Source organism: Micromonospora sp. NPDC049580 (assembly GCF_040675595.1).
GTDB lineage: Bacteria > Actinomycetota > Actinomycetes > Mycobacteriales > Micromonosporaceae > Micromonospora.
Genome location: NZ_JBFAPG010000017.1, coordinates 18829 through 30861, shown reverse-complemented (window position 1 = coordinate 30861; position 12033 = coordinate 18829). Strand labels below are relative to the sequence as shown.

Sequence of the window (12033 nt, the reverse complement as noted above, 5' to 3'; positions counted from 1 at the left end):
GGAGTTCCCGGCGGCCATCGTCGTGTCTCGGGCCGGCTGGTACCCGTTTGCGATCATCGCGCCCGGGTACGGCTGAAGTCATGACGGACGACAGGGTGTGGCGCGACGAGGAACGGCTTCCGCTGGAGGAGTTGGAGCGCGCCGTGGCGGGCTCCAGCATCGACGGGCAGGCCGACGACGTGACCGGCAACGACGCCGGTGAGGAGGCCGCCTTCGGGCACGGGCCCGCGGCGGCCGACCGAGGCGGAGAGGCCGAGGGCGCCGGGCGGGAGCCGACCGACCCGCAGCGCGCCTACCGCCCGTCGACGACCGGCCGGACCGGACCGGACAACGGATAGTCCGCGTCGGGCAGAGCGGTCCGGGACTGGGCCGGCGCCCCGGACGCGGCGGGCTCGGACGCGGCGAGCCCGGCCGCTGCGAGCCCAGACGCATCGGAGCCGGGGCCGGGCTGCTCCGGCCCGCTTCCGGCGGCGGGCCGGCGGGCGCCCAGTTCGTAGAGCACGATCAACGCAAGCGCGAGCACCACCAGAGCCGGGCCGAGCACCTGCACCGACACGTTGCTGATCAGCACGCCGAGGCCTGTCGGGACGAGCGCCGCGCCGACACCGGCGGCACCGATCTGCAACCCGATGGCCCGGTCCGCGTGCGCCGCGCCCACCCGGTCGGCGGTGGTGAGGGTGAGCAGCGGAAACACCGGCGCGGCGGCGAACCCCAGCACGACCAGGCCGAGCACGGCCAGCACGGCCGACCCGGGCACCGCGATCAGCGCCGCACCGAGGGCCATGCCGCCCAGGCTGACCCGCAACACCAGCCGGGGCCCCAGCCGCTCGGCGACCACACCCTGCACCACCCGGCCGACGAAGAGGCTGCCCCAGTACGCGGAGACGCAGCCGCCCGCCACGGCGGCGCTCAGGCCGCGCCCCTGGGTGAGCAGCAGGAACGCCCAGAGTCCGGCGGACACCTCGATGGCCACGTACAGCGCGAAGGCCAGTGCCCCGGACCAGACCGCCGGCAGCCGCAGCGTGGCCAGGACCGGCACCCGGACCGCGGGCGCGGCGTCGGTCGTCCCCACGCCCGGCTCGGGAGCGGGAGCGCGACGCTGCCACGCGCGTACGGTGAGCGCGAACGCGGTGGCGAGAGCGAGTTGGGCGCCGGCCACGATGCCGTACCCCCACCGCCAGGCCAGCCCGGCGCTGAGCGCCGCCGTCATGATCAGTGGCCCGATCGCCACGCCGAGGCCGAAGAAGGCGTGCAGCCAGTTCATGTGTCGCGGGCCGAAGGCCCCGGCGGCGTACGCGTTGAGCCCGGAGTCGATCGCACCGGAGCCCAGCCCGAGCACCAGCGCGCAGCCCACGAGCACGGCCAGCCCGGGGCTCACGGCGTAGCCGGTCAGCGCCAGGCTGGCCAGCAGGGTGCTGCCGGCGAGCAGCGCGCCCACGCCGAGGCGGGCCAGCGTGAACCCGGCCAGCACGCTGGAGGCGAGATAGCCGACCGTGCCTGCGGTGAGCAGCAGTCCGACCGCCTCGGTGGGTACGCCGAAGTCCGCGCGGATCGACGGCCAGCCGACGCCGAGCAGTCCGTCGGGCAGGCCGAGGCTGACGAACGCGAGATAGGCCAGCAGGAGCAGCGTGGCGCGGGGCGGCGCGGGCGAGGTGGACACGGGACCCCATCCTGCCGCAGCGCACCTTACCGGCGGCGGGAGCCGCCCGTGCGCCGCGACAAGAACTGGTGTCCGGACGGTTGAGAATGCGGACAGCTCAGCCAGAATCGGCCGATCGGAGGACGGCAAAGGGGCCAGTTCGCGTAAGAATTTCGGGATGCATCAAGGCTCCGGAATCCTCTCCACGCGTCAGCGCCGCCTCGCCTGGCTCGGCTTCCTGCTCGCCGCGCTGCAGGCGCCCGTGTCGGCCTGGCTCGTCTCCGACGAGTCCTGGCTGTTCAGCGTCTGCGTCGCGCTCATGGTGGCCACCGTGATCATCGCCGACGACGCCGCCCGGCGTCGGCCGGCCAACGCGACCAGCGACTAGCCCTCGCCGACCGGCCGGGCCTCGTGTCCCGGTCGGCCCCGGGTGCGGCGGCGCTCCTTCATCTCCGCCTCGAACAGATGGCGTCGCCCGCCCACCAACTCGTCACGGGCCTGCCGGTCCAGTTCGCGGAACAACGCGTGGTAACCGTCGTCGAAGTCCTCGACGATCTGGAACGTCCACCGGCCGGCGATCACGTTGCGGCCGAGCAGTTCGGCGTCGATCCGTTCGGCGATGTGTGGATGTCCGGCGGAGCGGAACTGCTCCACCGCGTCGTCGAGCATCAGGTCGGCGTGCCCGATCAACTGGTGCAGCGAGTACAGGTGCCCACGGGCCCGTTCCACGCACTCCAGCGCCTCGCTGAGCTTGCCCAGCGCCGCGACCGTCTCGTCGCTCACCCCAGCCGGCCGCCGGTGCCGCTCGTCCGGCCCGTCCGTCGGTTCCCCCATCGGTGCCTCCCTGCTGTCCGCCCCACCCGGCGCCGTCCGTGCTCTGTGCCGGGCTGCGCCGTCCCTCTCCTGCTGCCCCGTCTGTGCCGGATCAACCCCCGCGGCCAGCCCGACTCGTCCGGTGGCACAACCGACACCCGCCGAGCGGCCGAGGCCGGTCCCGTGACCGGTCGGTTAGCCTCGGTCACCATGCGTGTGCCGTTCAACCGGGTCGCCTCCCGGACCGCCGTCGACTCGGCGCGGTCGACCCTGGCCGCCCTCACCGTCTCCGTGGGCACCGCCGGCCTCGCCGCCGCCGCCGCGCGTCCCGGACTGCTGGCGCTGGTCGACCAGCACGCCGCAGCCGTGCGGGACAGCCTGGACGGCGACCGGCGGCCGTTGACCGCCGCGACGCTCGCCGGCTACGCCGAGGGGGTACGCGAGGCCGCCCTGGAGCACGGGTGGACGCCGCCGCGGGGCCCGGTGGACTGGAGCGAGCCGGAGTGGCCGCTCACCCGGCTCGTCGCCGTCTGCGCGCTGGCCCGTTCGCTCGGCCGTTCCTGACCCACCCGGTCACCCCGTACGACTCGCGACGCGGAGAGGGCGCCCGCGCAACGCGGACGCCCTTCCCCTCACGATCGTGCCGTCGCGCCCCGCTACGGGCGGTACTGCTGGGTCTCGTCTGCCGCACCGGACTGGTACGTGCCGCGCCCACCGGACATCGTCGACTGCTCGTCGACCCGGGGCATGGCCTGGGTCCGGTCGCCGCCACGGTCGGCCATCTGCCGCTCCATGTCGCCGCGCCCGGCCGAGGTGGCCCGCCGATGCTCCTGCATCGCCCGGGCTTCCTGGGCGGCCCGGTCGAGCCAGCCGTCCCAGCGGTTCTGCATGGGCTTCACCAGACCACCGCCGACGCCGACGATCAGGATGCCGGCGACCGTGGCGAGCACCGCGATCAGCACCGGAGTGGTGACCGTGGTGGCGATACCCACCTGGTTCAGCGCGGCGATCACGCCGAGCGCGATGATGAAGATCGCCGTCAGGTCGGCCAGGACCTTGCCGTACGAGAGCCCGCCCAGCGCCCCGGTGACCAGATCGCGGGCGGCGTTGGCGATCGCGGCCGCGATCACCACGATGACGATCGCGACGAACGCGCGCGGCAGCCAGGCCACCACACCGCTGATCAGGTTACTGATCGCGTTGGGCCCCCAGACTCCGAAGGCGAACTGCAGGGTGAACAGCAGGACGGCGTAGTACGCCAACCTGGCCAGGATGTCGCTGGCGTCGTACTTCGTTCTCTCCAGTGCCCGTTTGATGCCTCCGCGTTCGACGGCCTCGTCGAAATGCACCCGTTCCAGCACCGCATCCACGATCTTGAGGACCGCTCTGGCGATGATCCAGCCGACCACGAGGATGACGATGAAGGCCACTGCCTTCGGGATGAAGAGCAGCACCGACCTCCAGGTGTCGGCGATGGCATCGCCGATGTCGGCCTGCCGAACCGCGAGGGTTTTCAGCATGATGTCCCTCCTGTCGCATGGACTGCGCCGGGGGCATACCCGGCCACCGGTGCGGCAGTCCGTGTGGCTCCCTGCCATTTTTCCGACAAGTCGTCAAACAGGGGTCCTGACCTGCCCTAACAGTCACCCCGCCGGGGCCGGCCGCGACCCGCGCACATGATCGGATGCGGCTGGCCGACGGCCGGCTAGGCTGCGAACATGCCAGGAACGGTCGGGCGAGTCCCCACGCCAGCAATCCCGGTCCCCGGCGAATCCACCGGGCCCGGTGCGGCCGCCGTGCTCGCCCACGACTGGTCCGCCACCGCCCTCGGCCCGCGCGAGGGGTGGGATCCGGCGGTCCGGGCCGTGGTCGAGCTGATCCTCGCCTCGCCGATGCCGATGGCACTGGCGTACGGCGACGACCTCGTCCTGCTCTACAACGACGGCTATGCCGAGTTGTTGGGCAGCAAACACCCCGCTGCCCTCGGTCGACCGGCCGCCGAGGTGTACGCCGAAATCTGGTCGCTGCCCGGCTTCGGTGACGTGATCGAGCGCGCCTACCGGCAGGGCGTGCCCTTCCTGGAGAAGGAGTCCACGCTCCCCCTGATGCGGGACAGCTCCGGGGTGGTCGAGCAGGTGGTCTTCACCCGGGGTCACTCGGCCGTCCGTGACAGCGCTGGGCAGATCGTGGGAATCCTGACGGTGGCCGCCGAAACCACCCACGTGACCGAGCAGTTGCAGAGTCTCAGCGACGTCGCCGCCGCGCTCGCCGGCACCCTCACCCTCGACGACGTGGCCCGGGTCGCGCTGCGCCACACCATCACCACGTTCGACGCCGACCGGGTCTCGTTCGTGGTCGACGAGGGTGGCGGTGGCTGGCGGATGGTGCGCCGGGTCCGCGGCGAGCTGATGGACGAGGCCGACGAGCGGTTGCCGCCGCTGTGGCGGCGGACGCCGGCGGACTGGCTGGGCCCGGTCGCGCTCGCGGCCCGCTCGGGCGAGTCGTCGTTCACCCGTGACGGGCAGCCGCTGCGCGAGACCGCCGTGGACCGCCACGACCAGAAGATCCGGTCGATGGCCGTGCTGCCGCTGGGCACCTCGGTGATCCGGGGTGGGTTGACGGTCGGCTACCAGGTGCCGCACTCCTGGTCGGCGGCCGAGCGGGCGCTGCTGGCCGCCTCGGCGGAGCTGATCGGTCAGGCCGCGGAGCGGGCCCGGCGGTTCGAGACCCAGCACGGCACCGCCCAGTTGCTGCAACGCAGCATGCTGCCGGAGCACCTTCCCGACCTGCCCCGGCTGCGGATCGCGGCCCGCTACGACCCGGGGGTGGACGGCAACGCGGCCGGCGGTGACTTCTACGACGCGTTCCTGCTGCCCACCGGCGCGCTCGGCGTGGTGCTGGGCGACGTCGCCGGGCACGACGTGCAGGCCGCGGCGCGGATGGGGCAGGTGCGGGCGGCGCTGCGGGCGCTGGCCCTGGCCGACCCGGCGCCGGACGCGGTGCTGGCCGGGCTGGACCGGCTCGTGGCCAGCCTCGGCGTGGAGGCCGGCACCCACGAGCTGTTCGTCACCGTGGCGTTCGGGGTCATCGACGCCGAGCGCCGGGAGCTGACCCTGGCCAGCGCCGGTCATCCCGCCCCGCTGATCCGCCGGTGCTCCGCGGACGGCCGGTCGCACGCCGAGTACGTGGACCTGCCGGCCGGTCCCCCGCTGGGGCTGGGCGGGCGCCCGACCACCGTCACGGTCGCATTCCCTCCCGGCGACACCCTGCTGTTGTTCAGCGACGGCGTGGTGGAGCGGCGGCGGCAGAGCCTCACCGCCGGGCTGGACGCCCTCGGCGACGCCGTGGCCAAGGCCGGCACCAGTGATCCCCGCGCCCTCTGCGCGGTGGCCACCGCCGCCGTGTCCGGCGGCACCGAGGACGACGTGGCCGTGCTGGCGGTCGAGCACGCGCTCAAGCCGAGCCGGTCGGCGGCGATGGAGGTGCCGGCCGAGCCGACCGCGCCCAGCCGGGTCCGACACTGGATGACCGGCCAGCTCACCGAGTGGCAGGTGCCCGAGTCGGTGATCGGCGCGGCGGTGCTGTGCACCAGCGAGCTGACCACCAACGCGCTGCTGCACGCCGGCACGGCCGCCCGCGTGGAGATCGATCTCAGTCCGGAGCGGCTGCTGGTCTCGGTCGCCGATTCCGGCACCCGGGGCACCGTGACCCGGGCCCGCACGGACACGTTGAGCAGTCGCGGGCGCGGGCTGGGCCTGATCGAGGAGCTGAGCGACGCGTGGGGCACCGATCCGTCGGTGCGCGGCTCGACGGTCTGGTTCGAGATCCTCGTCCCGCCGGCCGAGCCGCGCTGAGGTCGGCCGGCGTCGCCGAACCCGGACGAATCAGCCGACCGCCGAACGGGTAGGAGTGCGCCCATGGCCACCGAACAACCCCACGGGGTGCTCTTCGACATCGACGGGACGCTTGTCGACACCACCTACCTGCACACGGTGAGCTGGTGGGAGGCGCTGCGCCAGGCCGACCACCCGGTGCCGATGGCGACCGTGCACCGCTCGATCGGGATGGGCTCGGACAAGCTGCTGAACCACCTGCTCGGCCCCGAGCGCGACCGCGACGACGACCCGAAGCTCCGCGAGGCGCACAACACCCTGTACACCGAGTACTGGGAGCGGCTGACTCCGCTGCCCGGGGCGGCGGACCTGCTGCGGGCGTGCGCCGAGCGGGGGCTGCGGGTGGTGCTCGCCACCTCCGCCGCGGAACACGAGGTGGGTGCGCTGCGCCGGGCCCTGAACGCCGACGACGTGGTGGACACCATCACCTCCTCGGCGGACGCGCAGGAGAGCAAGCCGGCACCGGACATTCTCGAGGCGGCGCTGGAGCAGTCCGGGCTGCCCGCCGAGCGCGTCGTCTTCGTCGGCGACTCGGTCTGGGACGTCGCCGCGGCCGGCAAACTGGACATTCCCTGCGTCGGGTTGACCTGCGGCGGCACCAGCCGGGGGGAACTCGCCGGCGCCGGCGCGGTGGCGGTGTACGACGACCCGGCCGCGCTGCTGGCCGAGCTGGCGGATTCCCCGCTCATCCGGCCGAGGTGAGACTCACTCCGGTTCACCGGGGCGCACACGCATAGCCGGAAGTCTTCCGGGGCATGGTCTGTGGCCACCTGCCCGCGCCGCGCGGGTGCGGCGAAAGGGTGGTGTCCGTGGAGCCGGTAGACGTCGCGTTCGCGCTTGTGGGCCTGGGCGCGCTGCTCGCGGGCATCCTGCCCCGGGTGTTGGAGCGCCGCCCGTTGTCCATGCCCATCGCGTTCCTCACCCTCGGCATGCTGGTCTTCCTGCTGCCGGTCGGACTACCGACACCGGACCCGCTGGCCCACCCCGAGCTGACCACCCACCTGACCGAGATCGGGGTGATCGTCGCCCTGATGGGCGCCGGGTTGAAGATCGACCGGCCGTTGAGCTGGGCCCGGTGGTCCTCCACCTGGCGGCTGCTGGCCATCGCGATGCCGTTGTGCATCGCGGCGGTGGCGCTGCTCGGGTGGTGGTGGGCTGGCCTGGTGCCGGCCGCGGCGCTGCTGCTGGGCGCCGCGCTGGCGCCGACCGATCCGGTGCTCGCCGCCGACGTGCAGGTCGGCGAGCCGACCGATGTGGAGGACTCCGAGGACGAGGTCCGTTTCGCCCTGACCTCGGAGGCGGGCCTCAACGACGGTCTGGCGTTCCCGTTCGTCTACGCGGCCATCGCGATCGCCTCGACCAGCCTCGCCCCGCGCGCGTGGGTGGCCGAGTGGTTCACCGTCGACGTGCTCTGGAAGGTGGGCGTCGGTGTGGGGGGCGGCCTGCTCATCGGCTGGCTGCTCGGCAAGCTGTTCTTCCGGGCGCCCAGCGAGCTGCGGCTGGCCCGGCACGCCGAGGGTTTCCTGGCGCTGGCCGCCACCTTCCTGGCGTACGGGCTGGTGGAGGTGGCCGGCGGGTACGGCTTCCTGGCGGTGTTCGTGGCCGCGCGGGCCATCCGGGCCGCCGAGCGGACCCACGAGTTCCATTCGGTGCTGCACGACTTCGCCGAGCAGGTCGAGCGGTTGCTCACCCTGGTGTTGTTGCTGCTGCTCGGCGGCGCGATCGTGGGCGGTCTGCTCGCCCCGCTGACCTGGCCGGCGGCCGCCGTCGGGCTGGCGCTGGTCTTCCTGATCCGGCCGGCCGTCGGCTGGTTGTCGCTGCGCGGCGCGCCCGGCCGGCCGGCCGAGCACTGGGTGATCTCGCTGTTCGGCATCCGCGGGGTGGGCTCGTTCTACTACCTGGCGTACGCCACCACGAAGGCGGACTTTCCACAGGCGGAGCTGTTGTGGGCGACCGTCGGGCTGGTGGTGCTCGTCTCCGTGGTGGTGCACGGCGTCGCGGCGACCCCGGTCATGCAGTTGCTGGACCGCGAGGGTGAGCGGACGGAAGACCCGTCCGAACCCGAGGCCCGGCCGGTCGCCGCCGCCGGGCACCCCTGAGGAGTGGGCAGCGGCGTTCAGCCGAGGCGGGCGGCCAGCGCGCGACCGAGGTCGCGGCCGGAGCGCCAGGCGCTCTGCACGCGGGGCTTGCCGAACGCGTCGCCGGCCAGACCGATCCCGTCGGCGTCGAGGTGGTGGGTGTTCCCGGTGAGGTCGCCGGCCGGCTTGGCGTACGTCCAGCGGTGCACGTGCACGTCGGTGGCCGCCTCGGCCAGCCCCAGCAGGTCCCGGACGGCCTGCTCGATCGCCGGTCCGGCGCCGGAAGGCTGGGCCAGGTGCCGGGCGGCGAACTCCGGCACGGTGTGCGCCACCAGCACCGGCGCGTCGTCACCGCGCCGGTCGCCGTCGTCGCAGATGAGCGAGAGCACCGGATGGTCGTTGACGAACGCGCCGTGGAAGTGCGGCCAGCGCCGGGACGGGAAACGCAGCACCGCGGCCAGGGCCGGCCACCAGGTCTGCTCCTGCACGACCCGGGTGGCGTCGGCCAGGGCGGGATCGAGCAGCAGGGCGGCCTGCGGCCCCGGCATGGCCAGGGCGACCGCCGCGTACGGCTCGCCGTCGACGGCCGGCCCCGGCTCCACGGCGAGCACCAGCCGGTCGACGGTCACCGGCACCGCGCCGGCCAGGTGTTCGACAAGCGACCGCAGCCCGCGTGGCGCGGCGTAGCGCAGCGGACCGGGCACGTCGTGGCGGCCGTTGGTGTCGTACGACCAGAAGGTGTCGGTCCACTCCCGGACCAGGCCGGCGGCACGCCACTCGTCGACCACGGCGGCGAAGTCCGGGTCGCTGGCGGTGAAGTACGCGGCGCCGATGTCGGCGGGGCGGCCGTCGAAGCGTTTGCTGGCCATCCGGCCGCCGCAGACGTGCCCCCGTTCACGGACCTGAACCGGCACCCCGGCCCGGCCCAACTCCACCGCGCAGGCCACCCCGGCGATGCCCGCCCCGACCACCGCCACGCCCGAGGAGTTCACGCTCATCCGTTGATCGTAGGTGCCGGCGGTCGCCACGGATGGGCATGAACCGGCGGTGATCGGGGTACTGGCACACCTGTTCGAAGAGAGGGTGATGATGATAGCGGACCACAGCAACGACCAGGCCGACCCGCGCGGCGCGATCAAGGACCCGGACGAGTGGGTCACCGGCGACGAGCCGCCCACCGCGGCCCAGGAGTCGTACCTGGCCACGCTGGCCCGGGAGGCGGACGCGACGCTGCCGGACGACCTGACCAAGGCCGAGGCGTCCAAGCGGATCGACGAACTGCAGGCCGAGACGGGTCGCGGCCAGTAGCTCGGCGGTCAGGGGCGCGGCAGGGTGTGCAGCCGGACCCGCGTCAGTCGGGCCTGGGTTGTCTCGGCCTCCAGATAGGTGGCGTGCGGCTGGGATCGGCGGTCGGTGGGCGACCCGGGGTTGAGCAGGCGCAGCCCACCGGGCGCCACGCTGTCCCAGGGGATGTGCGAGTGCCCGAAGACCAGCAGGTCGACGTCGGGAAAGCGGGCCGCGCACCGCTGCTCCCGGCCGGTACGGGGGCCGGTCTCGTGCACCACGGCGACCCGTAGCCCGTCGAGGTCGACGCGGGCCACCTCCGGCAGCCGGGCGCGTAGCGCCGGGCCGTCGTTGTTGCCGTACACGCCGATCAGCCGCCGCGCGCGGGCGGTCATGGCGTCCAGCAGCGACTCGTCGACCCAGTCGCCGGCGTGCAGGACGACGTCCGCCGCCTCGATCGCCGTCCACAGCGGCCCCGGGAGGTCCCGGGCCCGCTTGGGGAGATGCGTGTCCGCCGTGAGCACCAGCCTCATGCCGGCATCATCCCCCGAGCGGGCGCCGTCCACCCGGGGACGCTCGTGGGGGCGCTCAGCTCCGGGCAGCTCGGCGCGACGTCGGTGTAAAGTACCCGGGCGGCATGCCGCGGCGACGCAGCCCCGGGTTCTGCTCGACGTCACTGAGCACACCGGCGGCGTTGATCAGGCCGATGTGCGAGAACGCCTGGGGAAAGTTGCCCAACTGCTCCCCGGTCGACGGGTCGACCTGCTCGGCGAACAGTCCCAGGTCGTTGACCCGCCCGGCCAGCGCGTCGAACAACTCGTGCGCCCGGTCCCGCTCGCCGGCCAGCGCCAGGCAGCACACCAGCCAGAACGAGCAGATGAGAAACCCCGCCGGGTCGCCGTTCCAGCGCCGCAGCAGGCCGTCGTGCGACAGCTGCGCCTCCACCGCGCGGACCGTCGAACGCATCCGCGGGTCGTCGGCCGGGAGGAACCCCACCAGCGGCATCACCAGCACCGACGCGTCCAGGTCGTCGGATTCGAAACTCCCGGTGTACGCCCCGAGCCGGTCGCTCCACCCGCGTTGCAGCACCTCCGCGCGCACCTCGTCGCGGGCGGCCGCCCAGCGGGCCACGTCCTGCGGCTGACCGAGTCGTTCGCCGAAGCGGACCGCCCGGTCCAGGGCCGACCAGCACTGCACCTTCGAGGACACGTGGTGGCGTTCGATCCCGCGCTCCTCCCACATCCCCGCGTCCGGCAGCTCCCAGTCCCGCTCCGCCTTGTCCGCGAGTGACCGGAGCAGGTGGTAGACGTCCGGCTCCAACGGTTCCAGCCGGTCGCGCATCAGCCAGGCCGCGTCCAACGCCTCACCGAAGATGTCGGTCTGCCGCTGCCGCCACGCGTCGTTGCCGATCATCACCGGCGGGCTGTCGCGGTAGCCGGCGAGCTGATCCAGGCGGTGCTCCGTGAGGTCCCGCTCCCCCAGCACCCCGTACATGATGGGCACCGGCTCCTCGTCGATCCGGCCCATCGCGCGACCCAACCAGGCGAACTGCCGCTGTACCTCGTCGTAACACGCCGTCCGCCACAGCGCCCGCAGCGTCAGGCTGAAGTCGCGCACCCACACGTAGCGGTAGTCGTAGTTCCGGTCCCCGCCGAGCTTCTCCGGCAGCGAGGTGGTCACCGACGCCACCACCGCGCCGCTGGGTCGGTACGTCATGCCCTGCACCACCAACGCGCTGCGCCGCACGTGCTCGGCGTAGATCCCGGTGTACGCGTGCTGCCGGCCCCAGGAGCGCCATCCTTCGGCCGTGTCGGCGATGGTCCGGTCGGCTTCGGGCACCTGCGGCTGCGGCGCGTCGTAGGTCGGGGCGTACCCGAGGGTGAAGTTGTGGGTCGTGCCGGCGCGGACGGTGAACGTCGCGGTGGCCTCGCCCTCGCCGCAGGTCAGCCGCAGGCCACTGACCAGGGCGAGCCGGCTGGCCCCGCCGACCGCCTCCAGGGCGCTCTCCCGCGCCGGGCTCCAGGGCGAGCGCGTCGGTCAGCTCCACCTCGCCCTGCGCGGTGTGGAAGACGGTCCGCAGCACGAGGGTGCCGTCGAGGTAGCAGCGTTCGACGGTGAAGTCGACCTCCGGGCAGATCGACCAGTGTCCGGCGTCCTCGCCGATCAGCCGCGCGAACACCGACGGCGCGTCGAACCGGCCCGGGCACCACCAGTTCACCGAGCCCGAGCGGTCCACCAACGCGGCCGTGCGGCCGTCGGCGAGGAACCCGTGGTCGCTGATCTGTCCGCTCTGCACCGGACTGCCTACCCGGACCGTCCCCGCACA

12 protein-coding genes and 1 pseudogene are annotated in these 12033 nt (G+C 73.4%); 7 read left to right on the top strand and 6 right to left on the bottom strand.

Features of this window, described 5'->3' with window-relative positions; genetic code table 11:
* The first annotated feature begins 80 nt into the window (after nucleotides 1-80).
* Nucleotides 81-338, top strand: a complete 258-nt coding sequence (locus AB0J68_RS03120; RefSeq protein WP_354860125.1) for a hypothetical protein — start codon at nucleotides 81-83, stop codon at nucleotides 336-338.
* Here the strand turns inward: AB0J68_RS03120 and AB0J68_RS03115 are convergent.
* On the bottom strand, nucleotides 293-1660 hold the full coding sequence (locus AB0J68_RS03115) for an MFS transporter (protein WP_363935785.1): 1368 nt from the start codon (nucleotides 1658-1660) through the stop codon (nucleotides 293-295). The genes AB0J68_RS03120 and AB0J68_RS03115 overlap by 46 nt on opposite strands.
* Nucleotides 1661-1817: 157 nt before the next feature.
* Here AB0J68_RS03115 and AB0J68_RS03110 point away from each other — a divergent pair, with 157 nt between their 5' ends.
* Nucleotides 1818-2027: a hypothetical protein gene (locus AB0J68_RS03110; RefSeq protein ID WP_363935782.1), complete on the top strand. Its 210-nt coding sequence runs from the start codon at nucleotides 1818-1820 to the stop codon at nucleotides 2025-2027.
* Here the strand turns inward: AB0J68_RS03110 and AB0J68_RS03105 are convergent.
* The gene (locus AB0J68_RS03105; RefSeq protein ID WP_355065628.1) at nucleotides 2024-2473 is read right to left on the bottom strand and encodes a hypothetical protein; all 450 of its coding nucleotides are present in this window, start codon (nucleotides 2471-2473) and stop codon (nucleotides 2024-2026) included. The two genes, AB0J68_RS03110 and AB0J68_RS03105, sit on opposite strands and share 4 nt — an antisense overlap.
* Before the next feature lie 189 nt (nucleotides 2474-2662).
* Here AB0J68_RS03105 and AB0J68_RS03100 point away from each other — a divergent pair, with 189 nt between their 5' ends.
* A complete protein-coding gene (locus tag AB0J68_RS03100; RefSeq protein ID WP_355065626.1) occupies nucleotides 2663-3016 on the top strand; it encodes a DUF6401 family natural product biosynthesis protein in 354 nt (117 codons plus the stop codon).
* A 92-nt stretch (nucleotides 3017-3108) separates the two neighbouring features.
* Here the strand turns inward: AB0J68_RS03100 and AB0J68_RS03095 are convergent, their stop codons facing one another.
* The gene (locus tag AB0J68_RS03095) at nucleotides 3109-3972 is read right to left on the bottom strand and encodes a hypothetical protein (protein ID WP_354860136.1); all 864 of its coding nucleotides are present in this window, start codon (nucleotides 3970-3972) and stop codon (nucleotides 3109-3111) included.
* Between the two features lie 198 nt (nucleotides 3973-4170).
* Between AB0J68_RS03095 and AB0J68_RS03090 the strand changes: the two genes are divergently transcribed.
* From AB0J68_RS03090 to AB0J68_RS03080, 3 genes are all read left to right on the top strand, one after another.
* Nucleotides 4171-6306 carry a SpoIIE family protein phosphatase gene (locus AB0J68_RS03090; RefSeq protein WP_363935778.1) on the top strand — a complete coding sequence of 712 codons (2136 nt, stop codon included), beginning with the start codon at nucleotides 4171-4173 and terminating at the stop codon, nucleotides 6304-6306.
* A 63-nt stretch (nucleotides 6307-6369) separates the two neighbouring features.
* Nucleotides 6370-7047, top strand: a complete 678-nt coding sequence (locus AB0J68_RS03085; protein ID WP_363935775.1) for an HAD family hydrolase — start codon at nucleotides 6370-6372, stop codon at nucleotides 7045-7047.
* 107 nt (nucleotides 7048-7154) lie between these two features.
* Nucleotides 7155-8444: a cation:proton antiporter gene (locus tag AB0J68_RS03080; RefSeq protein WP_354860143.1), complete on the top strand. Its 1290-nt coding sequence runs from the start codon at nucleotides 7155-7157 to the stop codon at nucleotides 8442-8444.
* Nucleotides 8445-8461: 17 nt separating this feature from the next.
* On the opposite strand, the gene AB0J68_RS03075 is transcribed toward AB0J68_RS03080, so the two are convergent.
* The gene (locus AB0J68_RS03075) at nucleotides 8462-9400 is read right to left on the bottom strand and encodes an FAD-dependent oxidoreductase (RefSeq protein WP_355065771.1); all 939 of its coding nucleotides are present in this window, start codon (nucleotides 9398-9400) and stop codon (nucleotides 8462-8464) included.
* A 112-nt stretch (nucleotides 9401-9512) separates the two neighbouring features.
* Here AB0J68_RS03075 and AB0J68_RS03070 point away from each other — a divergent pair, with 112 nt between their 5' ends.
* Entirely contained in the window at nucleotides 9513-9731 is a 219-nt protein-coding gene (locus tag AB0J68_RS03070) for a DUF3072 domain-containing protein (protein WP_363935800.1), read from the top strand.
* Nucleotides 9732-9739: 8 nt separating this feature from the next.
* Here AB0J68_RS03070 and AB0J68_RS03065 read toward each other — a convergent pair whose 3' ends face one another.
* Both AB0J68_RS03065 and AB0J68_RS03060 read right to left on the bottom strand, forming a co-directional pair.
* A complete protein-coding gene (locus AB0J68_RS03065) occupies nucleotides 9740-10240 on the bottom strand; it encodes a metallophosphoesterase (protein ID WP_355065620.1) in 501 nt (166 codons plus the stop codon).
* 55 nt (nucleotides 10241-10295) lie between these two features.
* Nucleotides 10296-12003 (bottom strand): annotated as a pseudogene (locus tag AB0J68_RS03060) (glycoside hydrolase family 15 protein).
* Nucleotides 12004-12033 lie beyond the last annotated feature (30 nt).